General features: G+C 45.7%; 17 protein-coding genes. 7 read left to right on the top strand and 10 right to left on the bottom strand.

Going from position 1 to position 20,040, the window contains the following annotated elements; genetic code table 11:
• Positions 1 to 205 (bottom strand): hypothetical protein (locus tag PN462_RS00720; RefSeq protein WP_272125906.1); only part of this gene is annotated, 205 nt, incomplete at its 3' end.
• Here PN462_RS00720 and PN462_RS00715 point away from each other — a divergent pair.
• Entirely contained in the window at positions 187 to 2,637 is a 2,451-nt protein-coding gene (locus PN462_RS00715; protein ID WP_272125904.1) for a phospholipid carrier-dependent glycosyltransferase, read from the top strand. The two genes, PN462_RS00720 and PN462_RS00715, sit on opposite strands and share 19 nt — an antisense overlap.
• A 56-nt stretch (positions 2,638 to 2,693) precedes the next feature.
• Positions 2,694 to 3,599: a DMT family transporter gene (locus tag PN462_RS00710; RefSeq protein WP_272125903.1), complete on the top strand. Its 906-nt coding sequence runs from the start codon at positions 2,694 to 2,696 to the stop codon at positions 3,597 to 3,599.
• Between the two features lie 123 nt (positions 3,600 to 3,722).
• On the opposite strand, the gene PN462_RS00705 is transcribed toward PN462_RS00710, so the two are convergent.
• The 3 genes from PN462_RS00705 to PN462_RS00695 all read right to left on the bottom strand — a co-directional run bounded on the left by PN462_RS00705 (position 3,723) and on the right by PN462_RS00695 (position 6,564).
• Positions 3,723 to 4,685: a LysR substrate-binding domain-containing protein gene (locus tag PN462_RS00705; RefSeq protein WP_272125902.1), complete on the bottom strand. Its 963-nt coding sequence runs from the start codon at positions 4,683 to 4,685 to the stop codon at positions 3,723 to 3,725.
• A 284-nt stretch (positions 4,686 to 4,969) separates the two neighbouring features.
• On the bottom strand, positions 4,970 to 5,935 hold the full coding sequence (locus PN462_RS00700; protein ID WP_272125901.1) for a succinylglutamate desuccinylase/aspartoacylase family protein: 966 nt from the start codon (positions 5,933 to 5,935) through the stop codon (positions 4,970 to 4,972).
• Positions 5,932 to 6,564, bottom strand: a complete 633-nt coding sequence (locus PN462_RS00695) for a TetR/AcrR family transcriptional regulator (protein ID WP_272125900.1) — start codon at positions 6,562 to 6,564, stop codon at positions 5,932 to 5,934. Before PN462_RS00695 ends, PN462_RS00700 begins: the two co-directional genes overlap by 4 nt.
• A 146-nt stretch (positions 6,565 to 6,710) precedes the next feature.
• On the opposite strand from PN462_RS00695, the gene PN462_RS00690 reads away from it, so the two are divergent.
• The gene (locus PN462_RS00690) at positions 6,711 to 10,667 is read left to right on the top strand and encodes an efflux RND transporter permease subunit (RefSeq protein WP_272125898.1); all 3,957 of its coding nucleotides are present in this window, start codon (positions 6,711 to 6,713) and stop codon (positions 10,665 to 10,667) included.
• Positions 10,668 to 10,801: 134 nt separating this feature from the next.
• Here PN462_RS00690 and PN462_RS00685 read toward each other — a convergent pair whose 3' ends face one another.
• The 6 genes from PN462_RS00685 to sufR form a co-directional block, all read right to left on the bottom strand.
• A complete protein-coding gene (locus tag PN462_RS00685) occupies positions 10,802 to 11,749 on the bottom strand; it encodes a GGDEF domain-containing protein (RefSeq protein WP_272125897.1) in 948 nt (315 codons plus the stop codon).
• 417 nt (positions 11,750 to 12,166) lie between these two features.
• Positions 12,167 to 12,361: a heavy-metal-associated domain-containing protein gene (locus tag PN462_RS00680; protein ID WP_272125896.1), complete on the bottom strand. Its 195-nt coding sequence runs from the start codon at positions 12,359 to 12,361 to the stop codon at positions 12,167 to 12,169.
• 107 nt (positions 12,362 to 12,468) lie between these two features.
• Positions 12,469 to 12,711, bottom strand: a complete 243-nt coding sequence (locus tag PN462_RS00675) for a hypothetical protein (protein ID WP_272125895.1) — start codon at positions 12,709 to 12,711, stop codon at positions 12,469 to 12,471.
• Between the two features lie 49 nt (positions 12,712 to 12,760).
• Complete coding sequence (locus tag PN462_RS00670; RefSeq protein ID WP_272125894.1) at positions 12,761 to 13,177, bottom strand: hypothetical protein; 417 nt, start codon at positions 13,175 to 13,177, stop codon at positions 12,761 to 12,763.
• Positions 13,146 to 13,619, bottom strand: coding sequence for a hypothetical protein (locus tag PN462_RS00665; RefSeq protein ID WP_272125893.1), 474 nt, complete (start codon positions 13,617 to 13,619; stop codon positions 13,146 to 13,148). The genes PN462_RS00670 and PN462_RS00665 overlap by 32 nt, the downstream gene beginning before the upstream one ends.
• Positions 13,620 to 13,659: 40 nt before the next feature.
• On the bottom strand, positions 13,660 to 14,331 hold the full coding sequence (sufR, locus tag PN462_RS00660) for an iron-sulfur cluster biosynthesis transcriptional regulator SufR (RefSeq protein ID WP_272125892.1): 672 nt from the start codon (positions 14,329 to 14,331) through the stop codon (positions 13,660 to 13,662).
• Positions 14,332 to 14,676: 345 nt separating this feature from the next.
• Between sufR and sufB the strand changes: the two genes are divergently transcribed.
• From sufB to PN462_RS00640, 4 genes are all read left to right on the top strand, one after another.
• Entirely contained in the window at positions 14,677 to 16,125 is a 1,449-nt protein-coding gene (sufB, locus tag PN462_RS00655) for a Fe-S cluster assembly protein SufB (protein WP_272125890.1), read from the top strand.
• 162 nt (positions 16,126 to 16,287) lie between these two features.
• Entirely contained in the window at positions 16,288 to 17,079 is a 792-nt protein-coding gene (gene sufC / locus PN462_RS00650) for a Fe-S cluster assembly ATPase SufC (protein ID WP_272125888.1), read from the top strand.
• Positions 17,079 to 18,470, top strand: coding sequence for a Fe-S cluster assembly protein SufD (gene sufD, locus PN462_RS00645; protein ID WP_272125886.1), 1,392 nt, complete (start codon positions 17,079 to 17,081; stop codon positions 18,468 to 18,470). Before sufC ends, sufD begins: the two co-directional genes overlap by 1 nt.
• A gap of 135 nt (positions 18,471 to 18,605) precedes the next feature.
• Positions 18,606 to 19,871, top strand: coding sequence for a SufS family cysteine desulfurase (locus PN462_RS00640; RefSeq protein WP_272125885.1), 1,266 nt, complete (start codon positions 18,606 to 18,608; stop codon positions 19,869 to 19,871).
• Positions 19,872 to 20,040 lie beyond the last annotated feature (169 nt).

The following is a 20,040-nucleotide window of genomic DNA, read 5'->3' as shown; positions in this document are numbered from 1 at the left end:
TTCCTCCCCCACCTGTTCCGAGGTGGGGGAGGAAAGCGGCTCTTTTGTTGAAGCAGGTGAATAATTCCTCCAACGGATTAACCCTAGATGAGGGTTGACTGTATAACCTCCCTAACCGTCCCATCACTGGGGCGTTTTTTTTGATGAGACTTGTTATAATTTCCCCTTGTTGAGTCCCGTATTTTGATGCGTCAGTCGCAAACATTACCCATTTTAGGGATTATTTGGTTAGTTGGAGTAGGGTTAGACCGAGTTTGGGTGATGCGCGATGCGTCGGTCCCAGCTTGGGATCAAAGTCACCATCTCACCGGAACATTAAACTATCTTCAGGGGTTACAGAGTCCCCAATGGTTCAGTGAGAGTTGGTGGCATAGTTTCTGGATATTAAGCCATAAATACCCCCCTTTAACTTATATCGTCACGGGGATGTTACAGGGCGTTATCGGGACGGGACGAGAGGAAGCATTATGGGTTAATGCACTCTTTACCGGGGTGTTACTGTTTGCAGTGTATCGGTTGGGCCGCATCTTATTTAACCCCCAAATTGGCCTATGGTCGGCGGGACTCTGTTTACTGATGCCAGGATTATATTTTTGGCGACTGCAATTTTTACTGGATACGCCCGTCACAGCGTTAACCGTCCTCAGTTTTTATTGTCTCACGGCTTGGCGACTCCAGCAGCAACGCCGGAAACAATGGGGGTGGATAGTCGCGTTTGGGGTGTCCCTAGGTCTGGGGTTAATGACTAAGCAGATTATTCTATTTTTCCTCTTTTTTCCCCTGTTATGGTGTGTGGGGGATTATCTCTGGCGCAGACGGTGGGAACGGGTGTTACAACTCTTGGTGGGGGGACTGGTTTCTTTGCCCATCTGGGGGTTTTGGTATCGGACGAATTGGATTTATTTATTTAGTACCTTTGAAACCTCGAATGTGGGGGTTGCAGCCATGGAAGGCGACCCCACGTTAGATAGTTTAGCGGCTTGGCTTTATTATTTACAGACATTGCCGATTTATTTGTCTTGGGAGTTGTTATTAATTCCGGTGGTGGGATTAATTCTCAAGGGGGTGGGGTTGTTTCCCTCTCCCAAGGAGTCTTCTCGCTGGGGTCGGAGTTTGTTTTGGTTGGGGTTATATGTGGTGGGGTCTTATCTGGTGTGTTCTGCGGCGGCCAATAAGGATTTTCGTTTTATTATGCCCTATTTACCCATTGTGGCGATTTTACTGGCCTATGGGTTATGGCAATGGCAGAGGAAATGGCAATGGGTGCGTTGGTTGGCGGTGGGTCTGGCCACTGGGGTGATGGTGGGGAAGTTGTTTACTGTTCCCTTTTTGACTCCGATGGTACAGCGTGTGAGTCCGGGGTTTTCTCGCTATCCAGAGGTGGGGGTGGACTATCCTCACCAGGAGGTTATTGCGTCGATGGTGGAGAGTGAACCCTATTTGCGGTCCACGGTGGCGGTAATTCCCAGTGTGGCGGGGGTGAATCACAATAATATTAATTATTATGGGGCGTTGGCGGATTTTCAGGTGTATGGCCGGGAGATGGGGTCACGGGAGGAGCAAATTCAACAAGATGGGCGGAATTTTCACTGGTTTGTGACGAAGACGGGGGATAATGGCTTGGCGCGGGAGTCTCAGGTGGCGTTTGCGGAGGGGTTAGGGGAGGATAATGGGTTTCAGGTGCAGCAGCAGTGGGGTTTCCCAGATGAGAGTCAGTTGTTTCTCTATCATCGTCGAGAGAGTCCGGTGACGGTGCAATTATTATCATCGACTCCGACGAAGGAGATCACGTTGCAAGGGGTGGATGTTCCTTCTGTGTCTCCTGGGGGAGTTCCGGTCCCGGTCAGCTATACTTGGCGAGGTCAAGGGGATGCTTTAGAGTCGGGGTTAGTGTTGCTCACTTGGCGGTCTGAGTCGGGGGAGTTTTGGATACAAGATCATGGGGTGGGGTTGGGACAGTTACAAATTGCAGGGGAGTTGGAGGGGGAGTATTTTCAAGTGGAGGAAAGGACGGCGATGTTGCCTCCTGGGGACATTGGGCCGGGGGATTATCGGTTGGAGGCGGTTTATTATCGGCCTCAGACGGGGGAGAAAATGCCCCTTGCTGTGCCTCCGGTGACAATAACGATTGATCCGAATGGGAGGGTGAGTCCTGCTCCGACGGTGGATTATGTGACCCAATTACGCAATCTGGCCTTAGAATTGCCCCAGGGAATTGAGGGACTAGAGAGGGTGTTTGCACAGATTGGCCGTTTGAATATTTATGACCCGATTCAGGATTATTTGCAGCAAGCGGAGGCGAGTTTGGCGGTGCGGTTACAGGATGAACCGCGTGCCGAGTGGGCCTATGGGTTGACGTTAGCGGAGGCGGTGCAGGAGGATGCTAAGGGCGCGATCGCAGCGTTAACTTTAGCCACCCAACTCGATCCCAAAAACCCCTACCCTTATGCGTATCTGGCTTTTGTTTATCTCCACCAATGGCAACCCAATGCTGCAAGAGGGGCGTTACAACCTGCTTTGGTGTTAAATCCTGAGTCGGAGCTTTTTCAGGGCTTACAGGGCGTTGCAGACCTCATGCAGGGCAGATTTTTTCGGGGGTGGCGGCAAGTGTCTCAAGCCTTGGAGGAGTTGGGATAATTCAAGATTGCGGAAAAAGTTTTATTCTCAAATCACAGGTTCACGAGGAAAGGTGAGTGCAATATTTAAATAATCCTACGGTTTATCGCGCGATCGCGTTTGTTCTGTTATGGAATTCAGGGTTTATCGGGGCAGAATATGGCTTACCCTATATGGGGACTTTTACCCTGTTATTTGTGCGATATGCGATTCTGAGTCTCTGCTTACTGGGTTATCTGATGGTCAAGCAAGAGTGGGTATTGCCCGATCAAAAAACCTTAGCCCATACCGCCCTAGTGGGGATTTTAGCTCATGGGGTGTGGCTCAGTTGTGCCTTGCTTGCCCTAGAAGCCAATGTTCCGGCTGGCATTGTTGCCCTAGTCGTAGCCTTGCAACCCCTCGCCACGGGAGCGTTTTCGGGGTTAGTGGTGGGAGAACGGGCCAGCTTGGTCCAGTGGTGTGGTTTAGTGGTGGGTTTTCTGGGGATTGCCATTGCCATTGGTACTCGTCTGCAATTGAATAACGATATCTCCCCCTTTGCCTACTTCATCCCCTTTGGCTCAGTCATTGCCATCACCATCGCCAGTTTATTACAACGACGACGAGAAACGCGCTCTCAAAAAACAATGTCTCTCCCCGTTACTGTCACCCTGTTTTACCAGAGTCTCGCCACCACCCTCGCTTTGGCCATCCCGGCAGTGATGATAGAACAATTACAAACCCAGTGGACTGTACCGTTAGTCACCACCCTAAGCTGGCTTATTTTTGGCGTTTCCTTGGGGGCTTATAGTTTAATGTGGCAACTGCTCTCCCGTCTCGATGCCACCCGTGTGGCCAGTTTATTTTATTTTGGCCCTCCCGTAACCATGGTAATGGCTTGGATTGCCTTTGGAGATATTCCCCAACTTGCGGATATTGTGGGGTTATTTGTAGTGGTTATTGGGGTATTACTGGTGCAGTTGTCTCGAAAACGCTTAGGTTAACAATCAAGAAATAGTTGATAGTTCTTGGTTCTTGGTTCTTGGTTTCAACTTATTTCTTTGTGTCCTTTGTGTCTTTGTGGTTAACCAACTATTAACTATCAACGGATTTTAACCCAAAGCCTATTAAGTTAACTTGGCTTGATTTACCTTTTGAATAATTTGCTTTCCTTCTTGTTGTAAAAACTCGAAAAACGTTTCAGACAGGAGGGATAATGCCGTAGGTTCAGAATAAGCGATCGCCCATTTTTGCTCCAGGGGAAACTGTTCCACTTTTAACAACGTAAACGAGTTCTTGAGTTCATTTAAATTAATGGTATGTAATGATAAAATAGACACCCCCAACCCTAACGAAACCGCCTCCTTAATTGCCTCATTACTCCCTAATTCTAATTGCAGTCGTAAGGGAATATTATGATAATGAAATAACCTTTCAACCGCCTTACGAGTTAAAGAATTCGGTTCATGTAAAATCAAAGAAGATTGGGACAACGTTTGCAAAGAAATTGGCTGTTTTTGTTGCGCTAAAGGATGATCAGAACGGGCAATCACCACTAAAGGATTATCCACAAAAGGATAAAGGGGAGTATTAATTTTTTCCAGGGGATCACCCAAAATATATAAATCGTCTCGTTTATTATGTAAACGCTCTAATAACTGGTTTTGAGGAGCAACCGTTAATGAAATATTAACTTGGGGATATTGTTGACAAAATGACTGTAATATGTGGGGCATAATGTACTTCGCAGTTGCCACTACGGCTAACTTTAATTGTCCAGACCTTAAATCTTTAAGGTCAGAAATTTTCGATTCTAAGTTCTCCAACTGCTTAAAAATTTCCCGTGAAATAGTTAATAATTCTTGTCCAGCTTCCGTGAGATGAATTTGCCGGCCAATTTGTTTAAATAATGGTAAACCAACAACTTTTGATAATTGTTTGACTTGAATAGAAACGGTTGGCTGAGTTAAATATAATTCCTGTGCGGCTCTTGTAAAACTGCCATGTCTTGCCGTTGCCTCAAAGACTTGTAGTTGATGCAACGTAATAGACTTAAAGCGTTTCACGATGGCGTGAGATTGAGATAACATCGTCATGGGACTATCAGGACATTGTTAAAAATAAGCTTGTTAAAAATAAGCTTGTTAAAAATAAGCAAAGGCATTTTATTCGCAAAATATAGCATTTTGGGTTGAGTTCTCCACGTCATCACCCATCACCATCGATTGTGTTCAATCGACAGGTTGTATTGACTCTAGATAATACAATCTTCGCTTCTATAGTGTAAAGACAATACTTTTTATTGAAATCATAAGGAAATATAAATGAGTCGCGTATGGTGTGGCCAGATGGGGCAGTTGGGGGAGATTGAGGTTCACTCCGTTACCGCCAAATGAAACAACGCATCCCCTTGATGGATAAAGGGTTTTTGAGTGTGACAAATGACAATTCCCCTTGTATTAGCGCGAACCTTCACCGTTTTTTCCCCAAAAGCATCGGAAATTGTGCCTAAAACCTGCTTTTTCTCCACCCACTCCCCCAAGGCCACCGTTAACCGTAATAACCCACTGCGAGACGCTCGCACCCACTTGGACTGGGACACCACACGGGGAGAGGGAGGAGGAGAGACTGCAATAGGACTACACATATCTAAAGCCGTCATCACTCGAAAAATGCCCTCTATCCCCACGCGGATGGCCTCCGTATCAAAACGCAACGCTTCTCCCCCTTCATACAATAAAACCGGAATCCCCTTTTTACCTGCCGCTTCTCGCAAGGACCCATCACGGATATTGGAGTGCATCATAATAGGTGCGCCAAACGCTCTTGCACAGCGAAACGTCTCCCCATCCTCTAAATTAGCCCGGACTTGCGGTAAATTGGTGCGGTGGTCTGAGGCGGTATGTAAGTCAATGCCGTGGGTACTGCGTTGGACAATTTCCGTCATGAATAAATGGGCTAACCGGGAGGCCAAAGACCCATTGGCGGACCCCGGAAAACATCGGTTTAAGTCCCGTCTATCGGGGAGATAACGCGACTGCTCTAAAAAGCCAAAAATATTGACAATGGGAACGGCAATAATAGTCCCTCGCAGGGTTTTGGGTTGGATTTTTTGCACGACTTGGCGAATAATTTCCACCCCGTTGATCTCATCCCCGTGAATCGCTGCACTCAGCCAAAGGGTTGCGCCTGGTTTGTGGCCATGAAGAATGGTGACAGGGAGGGAAATTTGCGTTTGTATCGGTAAACGAGCAATGGGAATTTCTAAGCGATGGCGTTGTTTGGGATGAAAGGTGAACGCTTCACGGTAGTTTTCGAGGGAGAGAGAGGTGGTGGTCAAGAGTTGGAATAGGGAGAGACAACGTTGGCGGTACTAATACCCCGTACAAATAAGCGTACACAACTTTCTACATACTCTTGACGGGAATAATCGTTGAGCCGACATTGGGCAGTGCGGTGAAGCATTCCAGAAAAGAGCATTCCGGTTAATTGTTCAACGGCTAAAATGAGGTCAATCTGGGGATGGACTAACTCTTTTTGCATACAGTGTTTGAGGTAGTTGATAAATTGTTCTCTGGACTTGGCCACGGCTTCTGAGAGCATTTGTTGGGCTGAGTCGGGGTGTCTTCGGGCTTCTCCTACGAACATCCGAATTAAGGCTTCGTGGTCTTCGAGCATTTGGTCGTAGATTTGGGCAAAATGGAGAATATCGGTATAGAGATCATAGGTCCATTCTTCGGGATGGGCGAGGGCTTCAGCTTGTAAGGCGGTGACTCGCTCTACAACGGCCCCTAATAAGTAATCTTTGCTGTGGAAATGACGAAAGAGGGTGACTTCGTTGACTTGGGCCACCCGGGCAATTTCCCGTGTGGTTGCTCCGGTGATGCCTTCTTGGGCAAAGACTTGGGTGGCTGCTTTCAGGATGCGATCGCGCGTTTTAGCCGTCCTCGATGATATGGATTGTCCCATTCTTAATTTTTTCTAAATTCTCCTGCGCTATGATAATGCAAGCACCTACTTACATTAATTTGGTAATGGGTAATCGGTAATGGGTCATTGATTACTGGTTACTGATTACTGTTTACTGTTTCCTGTTTCCTGTTTCCTGTTCCCCCATGTTTTCTAAGTTTTTCATCAAAAATCCGGTTTTTGCCATCGTTTGTGGCCTCATTATTCTCATTGTAGGGTTAATCTGTATCCCCATCCTTCCTATTTCCCAATTTCCCGATATTAGTCCCACCCAAGTTAGTGTGACAGCCAACTATCGGGGGGCCAGTGCGGAAGTAGTGGAACAGAGTGTCACGAATATCCTGGAAGAACAAATTAACGGGGTAGAAGGACTCCGTTATCTCACCTCCAGTAGCAGTAATGATGGAACCAGTTCTATTAATGCCACCTTTGCGGCCAGTCGTAGTAAAGACTTAGCCGCAGTGGATGTGCAAAACCGGGTATCTTTGGCTGAACCGCAACTTCCTGAAGCAGTACAGCGCACAGGGGTACAGGTGACGAAACAAAGCACCAATATTCTCTTAGCCATGGGCTTATATTCAGAAAATGGGGAATATGACGACCTCTTTTTAAGTAACTATGCGGACCAATATCTGGTAGATGCCATTCGGCGAGTGGATGGAGTGGGAAATGTGCGGATTTTTGGGGAAAGACGCTATGCCATGCGGCTGTGGCTGGACCCCCAAAAACTGGCCAGTCGCAACTTAACCCCCCAAGATGTGGTCAACGCGCTACGGGAACAAAATATTCAAGTGGGGGCCGGGCAAATTGGCACGGAACCCGCACCAGAGGGGCAAGAGTTTCAGGTGGACTTACAAGCAGTGAGTCGCCTGGAGAGTGTGAAGGAATTTGAGGAAATTGTCCTGAAAACCACCCCCGGTTCACTGGTGAAATTTAAAGATGTGGGACGAGTGGAATTAGGGGCTGAGAATTATGGCTCTTTCCTGCGCTTTCGGGGCAATGAAGCAGTGGGGTTAGGGATTTTTCAGCTACCTGGGAGTAACGCGCTAGATGTGGCCCGAGGGGTAAAACAACGGATGGCGGAGTTGGCTAAGGAGTTTCCCCCAGGGATGCAGTATCAGGTGGCCTTTGATACGACGCTCTATGTGGAGCAGTCTATGAAAGAGGTGGTGATTACCCTGTGTTTAGCCATTCTCTTGGTGACGACGGTGATTTTCTTCTTTCTGGAAGACTGGCGCACGACGCTGATCCCGGCTATTACTATTCCTATTGCTTTAATTGGGACATTTGCTTTTATTCAAGTCTTTAATTTCTCCATTAACGGGTTAACTCTCTTTGGTTTAACCCTGGCCACGGGGATGGTGGTGGATGATGCCATTGTGGTGGTGGAGGATATTAACCGCTTAATTAAACAGGAGGGGATGCGGCCCCATAAAGCGGCCATTGAGGCCATGAGGGAGTTAAGTGGGGCAGTGGTGGCCACGTCTTTGGTGTTAATGGCGGTTTTTATTCCGGTGGCGTTCTTTCCAGGGACAACCGGGGCTTTATATCGACAATTTGCCCTCACTATCGCCTTTTCTATTGCCATTTCTACCTTTTTAGCCCTGACTCTCACTCCGACGCTTTCGGCCCAATTGTTGCGAAAAGACCAACGGATGGGGGGTTGGCTGGGTGTTTTGTTTGAAAAAAGCGATCGCGCTCAAGAAAAACTCCGCCAACGCTACAAAGGCATTATTACCCGTCTCACCCATTTAAAAACCGTTGTTATTGCTTTCTTTATCGTCGCCTTCGCTGGCACAATTTGGCTTTATAATACCGTCCCCTCCGCTTTCCTCCCCGATGAAGACCAGGGCTACTTTATCAACATCATTCAAGCCCCCCAAGGGGTTTCCCTGCAATATACGGATCAGGTGATGAGTCAAGTGGAAGAAATTTTACTGGCCCAACCGGAAGTTAGAGGAACATTTGCGGTTGGGGGGTTTAGTTTTAGCGGCAATACCTCCAATCAAGGGGTCATTTTTACCCCCCTGAAACCTTGGGAAGACCGACAAGGGCCCAATGAGTCCGTACAAGCCGTTATTCAGCGTGTTAGACAGCAATACGCTCAAATTCAAGAAGCCAATGTGATCCCCATCAATCCTCCCTCCATTCGGGGGTTAGGCCGCATTAGTGGGTTTCAATTCCAGTTACAGGAACGCAGTGGGGCTGAGGAGATTCAACTGTTAGTCGGGGCCATGAATCAACTCATGGGGACCGCCAATCAAAGACCGGAATTGCAGGCCGTGTTTAGTACCTATGCGGCCAGTACCCCGAAACAGTTAGTTGATATTGACCGCGATCGCGCCAAAGCCTTACAAGTTAACATTGATGATATCTTTGCCACCCTACAAACCGCCCTGGGGTCTCGTTATGTCAATGATTTTAATCTAGGGTCAAATAACTATCGCGTCTATGTCCAAGCCGACCAACAATTTCGAGACGAACCCGAAGACCTCAAAAATCTCTATGTGCGGTCTCTCACTGACCAAATGATCCCCTTGGGAGGACTGGTGGAAATGACCCCCACTGTCGGAGCGCAAACCATCAACCACTATAACCTGTATCGATCTGTGGAACTGAATGGGACTCCGGCCCCAGGTTATAGTTCCGGAGATGCCATTAATGTGATGGAACAGGTGGCCAACCAAGTGTTAGCCCCCAATTTTGGCTTTGAATGGTCAGGAACATCCCTAGAGGAAGTCCAGTCTCAAGGTCAGGCCCCTCTGATCTTTGGCTTAGGGTTAATCTTCGTTTTCTTAGTATTGGCGGCCCAATACGGCAACTATCTCGACCCCTTAATTATCCTCCTCGCCGTCCCCCTCGCCATTTTTGGCGCGTTAACGGCCCAGTCTTTACGGGGGTTTAGCAATGATGTCTATTGTCAGGTGGGGTTAGTGATGCTCATTGGGTTGGCCAGTAAAAACTCTATCCTGATTGTAGAGTTTGCCAACCATCTCCACGAAACCGGAATGTCTGTCACCAAAGCGGCCATTGAAGCGGCCCAAGAACGGTTACGACCAATTATTATGACCGCTATTTCGACATTATTGGGCATTTTCCCCTTAACCATTGCTACTGGGGCCGGGGCCGGAAGTCGTCAGTCTTTGGGAACAACGGTATTTGGGGGGATGTTTGTGGCGACCTTTTTAAGTTTGTTTATTGTTCCCATTCTTTACATTGTAGTGACCGAGGCCAGTGATAGTCTCCGCAACTGGCTACGGAAAAAAGACCGTCAAGCTCCTTCGTCTGCACTAACCCCCTTAGAGGAAGATGTCCCCACTCAACCCATTTCGTTTGATAATATCGCCAATATTTATGATGCCACCCGGCCTTTACCTCCGGTCATTTCTGAGCAAATGACGGAGGCAATTTTACAGTTGAGTGACGCGACACCAGAGACGCACTTTTTAGAAGTGGGAATTGGGACAGGGAATGTGGCGTTACCCATTCTCAAGCGGGGTTATACCTATACTGGGGTGGATATTTCGGAGCAGATGATGGATGAGTTGCGTCATAAGTTGGCGAATTTACCCCACCGTCTGACGTTATATCAAGCGGATGCACGACAGTTACCGTTTATGGATGATTTCTTTGAGGTGGTGCTGGTGGCCCATTTATTCCATTTAATCCCCAACTGGAAACAAGCGTTAGGGGAAGTCCAGCGTGTGTTAAAACCGGAGGGGCGTTTCTTGTTGGTGGAATATCATCCAGAGTCGATTTTACATGAGGAGGTGCAACAGAAGTGGGAGGAAATTCTGGAGTCTTACCAGTTTTCTCGTAAGGAACATGGGGCGAGTTTAGCGGAAATTCAGGAGTATTTAGTGCAGGAGGTAGGGGCGGAGGTAACGCCTTATACGGTGACAAGTTTACAAAAGTCTCAAACGGTTGGGGAGGTGTTGGATCAATTTCAATCGCGGCTTTATAGTTGTTTTTGGCAAATTCCTGATGAGGTATTTTTCCCGGCGTTACGGCATCTGATTGAGTGGTGTCATGAGCGTTATCCTTCGGAGGATACCCGCTTGGAGGCGGAGTTTCAGGTGACAGTAACGGTGGTTCGATATTAGTTGATAGTTGATAGTGGGTACAAAGAAACCGGGTTTCTATCTAAATTGATCGTGTTTTTTTACCACTTGGAAAAGAAACCCGGTTTCTCGACAATTTAAACAAATAACAAAGAACCAACAACAAAAATAACAACCTAAATTGAACTAACAAGCCGATTTCGGCCTGCATTTTTGGCTTTAAAGAGGTTATCATCGGCGCGTTGGAGGATGTTTTGGCCTTGGGGATCATCGGTGTCTTGGAGTTGGGTGAGGCCGAGACTGATGGTGATGCTGAGGGTTAACCCTCGGTTGAGGGTGAAGGGGGTTTCACAGATGCTGCGGCGGAGATGTTGCCCGATCGCTTCGGCCTGGGTAAGATCACTCTGTCTCAGTAAAACAATAAACTCCTCTCCCCCATACCGAAAGAGGGTATCTTGGACGCGCAGGGAATTTTGGAGACGGATGGTGAGGAGTTGTAAAATGCGATCGCCGATTAAATGGCCATGGGTGTCATTGACGGATTTAAAATAGTCCACATCAATAATAATCAAGCTGACGGGTTGTTGCTGGTGACGGGAAAGTTGAATTTGTCGAGATAATTCCCATTCTAAGGCCCGACGATTCCCTAACCCCGTCAGAGAGTCAGATAAGGCAATGGTGGATAAAATATCGTTGGTGTGTTGGAGTTGATAAAATTGGTTAACTTGGCGCATTCCTGCTTGTAAATATGCCGAAAATAAACGATTTTCTAGCAAAATTTGTTCTGTTGGGGTAGCAGTGGGGGAAGAAAACCGTAAATACGCATCCGCCGACTGTTCAATCATTTCTGCTTCTTCGGTTAAACTGAGCGGATGTTGGGGTTGCGCCACTACGATACAGTAAAGGTAACGGAGGGGGTTACTGGCTTTAATGTCTTGGCAGAGTCCTTGGGAAATGAGGGAACTGGCTTCTATAATGAGGATGGCGGTTTCGTGATTATGTACCCAAGAGAGGATTTCGGTTTTCTGGTAAGATGCGATCGCACGATGAATGGGTAACTGACACCGTTGGGTTACAGTCGCAATAAAATCATTTCCCCCAATAAGTCCAATTTCAGCATTCATAATTCTCTGGTTTAATAACTTCCCACTCTGACGGGGAGAAACTTTTGCCTGATTGCCAATATTAGCTAGGTTTCTCTGAGTTATATTCACGACTGTCTCTTCCCCAAACGCCACTCTAATTCCCATTTACAGTAGAATCAGTGCGCTTTCCTCAAATTTTTACTGGAAAAAAGAAATATTTACAGAGTCTTTAAAATGCACCCTCTTATATAAAGTTTACGTAAATTTTCCAATTTTACCTTTTCACTGGTGGAATGATGCGCTAAAACAAAAGGAAGACGATGAAATCATCGTCTCCCTGATCATTGGTTTTGGATCATTGGTTTTGCCATCGCGCAAAACTATTTTGTTCTGCTCATTTTTTGGCAGAACTAATTTTTGCAGAACTAATGTTCTACTTCAAGAAGAAATCCCTCTTTATTCCACCTCATGGCCTGCATCTAGAATCATTTCCCGAATTTTGGACTCCCCTTCATTGGTTTCTACTGTCACCTGTTTCGTGTCTAAATTGGCTTGCACTTTTGCATTGGGTAAATTAGAGGTGATAGCATTGGTAATAGAATTCACACAAGCATCACAAACCATACTAGGAACTTTTACTTGTACAGTCATAAATTTTTATACTCCAGTTCATCAAATCCACAATAATGAAAAGTATTCTAGATCAGTCTTGAGGAATTAATTCCAGCCCAATCTAGAAATTAAGCGACGAAATTAAGTTACCATTTTAACACAGCCGCCTCAATTCCTTGCTCTCTGCGGATTTTACTATCCTTTTCAAACCATTCAATAATTTGTTTGTGGGTTAAATCTTCCACCGCAATCCCATAATCTTTCGCAATAATCACTAAAAGACGCTGAGACGAAATCGTTAAACGGGTTAAAAACTTTTCTGGAGAGGACAATAATGAAGCATCCACATCTAAAGATTCTTCTTCGGTTAAAAAATTAGGCTGTTGCATAAGTCAGCGGTTAGTCCTCCTTTTGCTTTTGTGCAGAGTCCAGTAAATTCTAAGTTTCTATTTGGGATCGAATATCGAGAATCACCTGTTGTAAATTTTTATCAGATGGACGTTTTTGGAACTCTTTGTGTGTATAAAGCCAAACTAAGTCAATCTCTTGTTTCTCATGGTTTACAATATAGATTAGCCTTCCTTGTCTTGATTCTCCTTGCAAGTTAGGCATTTTAAAATGTAACTTGCGGAGTTCTAGGTGTTCTGGTAACTTGAGATTACTAGGAATTGGCTCTAAATCAGCACACCTCGGCTCACTGCTAATTTCTTCAACTTTTTTTTGAATTGTTTCTTTAAATTGAGTTTGCAACTTTTTACTTTTTTTATAATGACTTTTTCTGAGTGCTACAAAAGACGTTTTAAACTTCTCGGACGGCTTAATTTTATAGGCTAGTGAGCCACTCTCCAAACTCATCTTGGGTCATTGCAGAATAATTTTCGGAGTCTGCTAACGTTTCTTGTAAGGTTTCAGACAGTTTACGATCATAATCAGGATGCGATCGCTCGATTTTATCTAATACCGCATTGATCAACCGATAGACAGCATTGCGATATTGTACAAAAGCATCTTCTCCACTATTTAGTAACATCCAAGCAAAGGATAACCGTTGTGTTAAACGCTTCAACCATCCCTGAACTTCCCCTGACTCATTCAGCGCATCATAAACCATAGTAGTCAGCAGTGTTTGCTCATCGTTAGATAAATTATCCCACTGTTGTTCAACCAATATCGCTAATTGGTCTAAGAAACCAGTGAATTGTTCTAACCTCGATGAGTTCACTCGACGAGGTTTAGAGATTTTGGAGAAGTCTTGGGGAGAGAATTGCCCCAACTGCTTTAAAACTGCAGTAGTCATGATCTTGACGATGCTAACTTAATCTTTCACTTTATTCTACCTATTCCTTCGCCCGAATCAGATAACCACAACGATGTTCACCATCATTCAGCCAATGGGTTCGCTCCACCGTACAATCCGGTAAAATAGCCTCAAACATCTCCAACTCATGGCCGCAAACCGTCGGGAAAGACTCCGCAACCTCAGAAATGGCGCAGTTATGCTCAGAAAACATAAAACAATCCTCATTCCCCTCAACCGGATGTAACTCCGCCATATAGCCTTCATCTTGCCGTAACTGCACCAATAACTCAACGCGCTCTTTAAGTGGCCGTTTCCCTAAAAATTGGCGGTACTCCGCGGCCTTGCGCTCCCACTGTTTCCGTAAAACAACCCCAACTTGTTCCTCTCCCACGGTTTCGACTAGCGTATCCAGAAACGACACCGTAAACTCCCCGTAACGGTGGGGAAAATACTCCTTTCCCTCCCGACTGAGAAAATAACGGTGTTGAGGCCGGCCCATCCCCACCTGGACCGACTGATGTTCAATTAACTCGGACTTCTCCAAGTCCTTCAAATGCTTCCGCGTCGCTTGGGGACTAATTTCCAATGCTTCCGCTAACTCGTGGGCCGTCGCTTGGCCCTGTTTGAGTAAATATTGCAAAATATCTTGTTTCGTGGAAGCCTGGGCTGTAGAGGCGGGGGTTTTCGGCGTTACTGGGTTAGTCGTCATGGTTCTGTGGTTGACTCTGGCTGTAACAGACGTAGAAAATTGGCTTTGACTTTGACAACTTCTCTGTTGTTAATGTAACCTAAAGATAGTTAAACAACCAAATCGTTGTTTAAGTCCTTAACCTCTATATTAATTCAGACCACCAGTTATCGTGAACAGTAATCATGAAGTAATCGTGATGACAGTAATTTGAGGGTGATGGTAATTTGATACTCTAAGAGACGATGCCATTAGAGCCAATGCCCTAGAGCCAATGCGACCCTCTCCCCCTTGAGTACGCGAATACTCTCAATCTTCTACTTGAATCATTCTACTTGAATCTAGACCGCGGAGAACACACAAGCCATGACTGCTACATCTGTCAAAACCTTAGTTAACCAACCTTACAAATACGGTTTTATCACCGATATTGAAGCCGACACTATCCCCCGTGGGTTAAGCGAGGATGTCATCCGACTCATTTCCGCGAAGAAAAATGAGCCGGACTTCATGCTAGAATTTCGCCTCAAAGCCTATCGCCAGTGGTTGAAGATGACTGAGCCCGACTGGGCTCATGTGGGTTATCCCCCGATTGATTTCCAAAATATTATCTACTACTCGGCCCCCAAGAAGGATGAAAATAAAGAAAAATTAAATAGTCTTGACGAAGTTGACCCGACTCTGCTAGAGACCTTTGAAAAGTTAGGAATTCCCCTTTCGGAACAAAAACGACTGGGTAATGTAGCAGTTGATGCGATTTTTGATAGTGTCTCCGTGGCGACTACCTTTAAGGAAAAATTAGCCGAGGAAGGGGTTATTTTCTGTTCTATTTCTGAGGCGATTCAGGAACACCCAGAATTGGTGAAAAAATATTTAGGGTCAGTTGTTCCTCCAGGGGATAATTTCTTTGCCGCTTTAAATTCGGCGGTATTTAGTGATGGGTCTTTTGTTTATATCCCTAAAGGGGTAACTTGTCCCATGGAACTGTCCACTTATTTCCGCATGAATAACGGGGAAACGGGACAGTTTGAACGGACTCTCATTGTGGCTGAAGAACGGGCTTCTGTGAGCTATTTAGAGGGTTGTACTGCTCCGATGTACGACACCAACCAGTTACACGCTGCTATTGTGGAGTTAGTGGCCTTGGATGATGCCGATATTAAATACTCTACGGTACAAAACTGGTTTGCCGGAGACGAAGAAGGAAAAGGCGGAATTTACAACTTTGTCACCAAACGGGGACTTTGTAAAGGGAAGAATGCTAAGATTTCTTGGACACAAGTTGAAACGGGTTCGGCTATTACTTGGAAGTATCCCAGTTGCGTGTTAGTGGGGGATAATTCTGTTGGGGAATTTTATTCTATTGCTCTGACGAATAATAAGCAACAGGCTGATACGGGGACAAAAATGGTACATATTGGGAAAAATACCCGCAGTACCATTATTTCTAAAGGTATTTCTGCCGGAAAATCCTCTAATAGTTACCGGGGGTTAGTGAAAGTAGGGCCGAAAGCACAAGGGGCCCGGAATTACTCCCAGTGTGACTCAATGTTAATTGGGGATACTGCTGAGGCCAACACTTTCCCCTATATTCAGGTGGAAAATAATACGGGGAATGTGGAACACGAGGCATCAACCTCGAAAATTGGGGAAGATCAGTTATTCTACTTTGCCCAACGGGGGATTAATACTGAGGATGCTATCTCGATGTTGATTAGTGGCTTCTGTAAAGAGGTGTATAATCAATTACCTATGGAGTTTGCGGCTGAGGCGGATAAGTTAATGAGTCTCAAGTTAGAAGGAACTGTTGGGTAGTTGACTCTCTGCTCATGTTTCCTACAAGCTATTGAACCTTGGGTTTTAACCCAAGGCTCATAGGGAAAACCCGTTAAAACGGGTTAAGGTATTTGAGGCCAACTAAAAACTCCTTTACCCTGATCAACACTGAAGTATTATTGGCAACATTAAGCAAAAACAATGATTAAAGAAAACAGCGAGGTTATTCTTTCCGTTCGGAATTTACACGCGACTGTGGAGGGGACTCCCATTCTCAAGGGGATGAACTTTGAGGTGAAAGCGGGGGAAATTCATGCCATTATGGGGCGGAATGGTTCGGGGAAAAGCACTTTTTCTAAGGTGTTGGCCGGCCATCCCGATTATGAAGTGACCGATGGGGAGATTATTTATCACGGTGAGAATATTTTAGACCTAGAGCCAGATGAACGGGCGTTAAAGGGGTTATTTTTGGCGTTTCAGTACCCGTTGGAGATTCCTGGGGTGAGTAATTTGGATTTTCTCCGGGTGGCTTATAATTCTAAGCGCAAGGCTCAGGGGAAAGAGGAACTAGATGCCTTTGATTTTGAGGATTTAGTGGAGGAGAAGCTGAATATTGTCAAGATGGAGGCTAGTTTTTTAGAACGGAGTCTCAATGAAGGGTTTTCTGGGGGAGAGAAGAAGCGGAACGAAATTCTGCAAATGGCGTTGTTAGAACCCAGTTTGGCGATTTTAGATGAGACGGACTCTGGGTTAGATATTGATGCGCTGAAGATTGTGGCCCAAGGGGTGAACCAGTTGGCGACTCCGGAGAATGCGACGGTGATGATCACCCACTATCAACGGTTGCTGAATTATGTTGAACCGGACTATGTTCATGTGATGCAGGGGGGACAGATTATTAAGAGTGGTGGAAAAGAGTTAGCATTAGAGTTGGAATCTCGTGGTTATGAGTTTCTTGAAGAACAGGCGATCGCGTCGGAGGTGACGGCTTAATGACTGTAGAAACATCCCCAACCCCCTATACTCCTACTTTAAATTTACCCCCAGATGCTCCTTCAGATGAGTTTCTCAATCAGTTGTTGCGGCAAAGTGAGCAACAAAAGGTTAATATTCATACGGAAATTAGCGGTTGGTTGCAGGAGTTGCGCCAACGGTCTGCCTATGATGTGACCAAGCAACGGATGCCGAGTCGCAAGGACGAGGAATGGCGATTTACAGACATTTCGGAGTTATTGGGGCTGACGTTTCAGTTGCCCCAGTCTGGGGAGTTAACGAAGAATGCGATCGCGCCCTTAACCCTTCCCGAAGCCAAACAAACCCGCATTGTCTTCGTCAACGGCATTTTTGCCCCCAACCTATCCGATACCTCTGGACTCCCCGAAGGAGTCTATGCGGGCAACCTATCTAACCTTCCCCTCGATAACTGTTACGAGGCCATCAAATACATTGCCTATCAAGACGGAGATAAAGAACTCTTTACTGCCCTCAACAGTACCGGATTTCCCGATGTCGCCGTCATTTGGGCCAACCCCAACGTCATCGTTGAAACCCCTATTCATCTCCTCTTTATCAGCACCGTCGAAGAACAACCCAGCTTCACCCAACCGCGAGGGTTAGTTATCGCTGAACAAGGGGCGAGTTTGCAAGTGGTGGAACATTTCGCCGTTGCCAGTGATAACCAATGTTCGGACATTCCTAAAAATCGGCCTTATTTCAACAACAATGTAACCGAGGTCTTTATTAAAGAGAATGCCCGCGTCAACCACACCCGCAACCAACGGGAATCCGGGGATGGTTTCCACATTGGCAAAACCGCAGTATCCCAAGAAAAACACAGCCATTATACTTGCAACGCCATCACATTAGGGGGCAAACTCTCCCGTCATAACCTACACATTTGGCAAAAAGGAGAGTCCACCGAAACCTATCTCAACGGGTTAACCCTCATTGGCCGAGAACAACTGGCCGACACCCACAGCGCACTGTATTTACAATACCCCCACGGAGTCACCGATCAACTGCATAAATGTGTGGTCGATGATCAAGCCCATTCGGTGTTTAATGGAAAAGTCCACGTTCCCCAAGCCGCCCAACTCACCAACGCGGGCCAACTGAACCGGAATTTACTCCTCTCTCCTAAAGCGAGAGTGAACACCAAACCGGAATTACAGATCACTGCTGATAATGTGAAATGTACCCACGGGGCAACAGTAAGTCAAATTAGCGCAGATGAATTATTTTATCTGCAAAGTCGGGGAATTAATGCAGAAAATGCCCGTAATTTGCTCTTGGATGCCTTTGCCGGAGAAATCTTAGAACGTCTCCCAGTGGCCTCCTTGCAAAAAGTCCTAGCGCAATGTGTGGCCTGTCGAACCTATGAATAAGTAGTCATTTGTTGTTGGTTCTTTGTTCTTTGTTCTTGGTTGTTTGTTTTTTGTGAACAAGGGAACAGGGAACAATTACCAATTACCAATTACCAGTTACCAATTACCAGTTACCAATTACCAATTACCCAAACCATGACACTCATTCAAGAACAAACCCTCGCTGCCAAAACCCGGTCAGATTTCTCGATTTTACATCAATTGGTTCATGAGGATAAGCCTTTAATTTATTTAGATAATGCGGCCACGTCACAAAAGCCCAATTCTGTTTTAAAAACCCTACAAGACTATTACACCCAAGATAACGCCAATGTCCACCGAGGGGCGCATACATTAAGCGTTCGTGCCACAGAAGGCTATGAAGGGACTAGGGATAAGGTGGCAGGGTTTATTAATGCTGCGTCTCGTAATGAAATTGTTTATACTAGAAACGCCAGTGAAGCGATTAATTTAGTGGCTTATAGTTGGGCGTTAAATAACCTAAAAGCCGGGGATGAAATTATTACTTCTGTGATGGAGCATCACAGTAACTTAGTACCTTGGCAAATTGTTGCCCAAAAAACGGGAGCAATTATTAAGCACGTTGAGCTTACCGAAGAAGAAGGATTTAATTTTTCTCAGTATCAATCCTTACTTTCTGAAAAAACAAAATTAGTTGCAGTGGTTCATGTTTCTAATACATTAGGTTGTATTAATCCCGTTGAAGAAATTACACAACTTGCCCATCAATACGGGGCGAAAGTGTTAATTGATGCTTGTCAAAGTATCCCCCACATGAAAGTAGATGTGCAAGGGATAGATTGTGATTGGTTGGTGGCTTCGGGGCATAAAATGTGCGCTCCAACGGGGATTGGCTTTTTATACGGGAAATTGGATTTATTAGAGTCTATGCCGCCGTTTATGGGGGGTGGGGAGATGATTCAAGATGTATTTTTGGATCATTCCACCTATGCGGAATTACCCCATAAATTTGAAGCGGGAACTCCTGCTATTGGGGAGGCTATAGCGTTAGGTGCGGCTGTCGATTATTTAAGTCATTTAGGCATGGATCATATTCATGCTTACGAGGAAGAATTAACGGCTTATTTATTTAGTAAATTAGCAGAAATTCCTGATTTGCGAATTTACGGGCCAAAACCCGATAGTCAAGGGAGAGGACGTGCCGCATTAGCTGCGTTTAATGTGGAAGGATTGAATGCGAGCGACCTTTCTACTTTATTAGATCATGAGGGGGTTGCGATTCGCTCTGGCCACCATTGTACACAACCGTTACACCGAATTTTAGGGGTAACGGGGAGTGCGAGGGCGAGTTTATATTTCTACAATACTAGGGAAGAAATTGATCAGTTTGTGGTGGCGTTAAAAGAGACTATTGAGTTTTTTAGAAGTATGATGGCGTAATTGTTTTGTTGGTTCGTAAGTAAGCATTCAGCCATCAGCCATCAGTAAAATATGCCTTGGGTTAAAACCCAAGGCTAATAGCTTAAACCCGTTAAAAACGGGTTGAGAGGTTAACGATTATCAGCCATCAGTAAAATATGCCTTGGGTTAAAACCCAAGGCTAATAGCT

It is taken from the genome of Spirulina sp. CS-785/01 (assembly GCF_028330525.1).
Lineage (GTDB): Bacteria > Cyanobacteriota > Cyanobacteriia > Cyanobacteriales > Spirulinaceae > JAQMSD01.
The sequence above is the reverse complement of the archived record's forward strand: the minus strand, read 5'-3'. Positions and strand labels throughout refer to the sequence as shown.

Excerpts from the sequence above, each read along its gene's own strand:
- PN462_RS00715 (WP_272125904.1), top strand. The coding sequence starts at position 187 with ATGCGTCAGTCGCAAACATTACCCATTTTAGGGATTATTTGGTTAGTT.
- PN462_RS00670 (WP_272125894.1), bottom strand. The coding sequence starts at position 13,177 with ATGAGTTTGGAGAGTGGCTCACTAGCCTATAAAATTAAGCCGTCCGAG.
- sufC (WP_272125888.1), top strand. The coding sequence starts at position 16,288 with ATGATTAAAGAAAACAGCGAGGTTATTCTTTCCGTTCGGAATTTACAC.
- PN462_RS00680 (WP_272125896.1), bottom strand. The coding sequence starts at position 12,361 with ATGACTGTACAAGTAAAAGTTCCTAGTATGGTTTGTGATGCTTGTGTG.
- PN462_RS00685 (WP_272125897.1), bottom strand. The coding sequence starts at position 11,749 with ATGAATGCTGAAATTGGACTTATTGGGGGAAATGATTTTATTGCGACT.
- sufB (WP_272125890.1), top strand. The coding sequence starts at position 14,677 with ATGACTGCTACATCTGTCAAAACCTTAGTTAACCAACCTTACAAATAC.
- PN462_RS00690 (WP_272125898.1), top strand. The coding sequence starts at position 6,711 with ATGTTTTCTAAGTTTTTCATCAAAAATCCGGTTTTTGCCATCGTTTGT.
- sufR (WP_272125892.1), bottom strand. The coding sequence starts at position 14,331 with ATGACGACTAACCCAGTAACGCCGAAAACCCCCGCCTCTACAGCCCAG.
- PN462_RS00640 (WP_272125885.1), top strand. The coding sequence starts at position 18,606 with ATGACACTCATTCAAGAACAAACCCTCGCTGCCAAAACCCGGTCAGAT.
- PN462_RS00695 (WP_272125900.1), bottom strand. The coding sequence starts at position 6,564 with ATGGGACAATCCATATCATCGAGGACGGCTAAAACGCGCGATCGCATC.
- PN462_RS00675 (WP_272125895.1), bottom strand. The coding sequence starts at position 12,711 with ATGCAACAGCCTAATTTTTTAACCGAAGAAGAATCTTTAGATGTGGAT.
- PN462_RS00665 (WP_272125893.1), bottom strand. The coding sequence starts at position 13,619 with ATGACTACTGCAGTTTTAAAGCAGTTGGGGCAATTCTCTCCCCAAGAC.
- PN462_RS00705 (WP_272125902.1), bottom strand. The coding sequence starts at position 4,685 with ATGTTATCTCAATCTCACGCCATCGTGAAACGCTTTAAGTCTATTACG.
- sufD (WP_272125886.1), top strand. The coding sequence starts at position 17,079 with ATGACTGTAGAAACATCCCCAACCCCCTATACTCCTACTTTAAATTTA.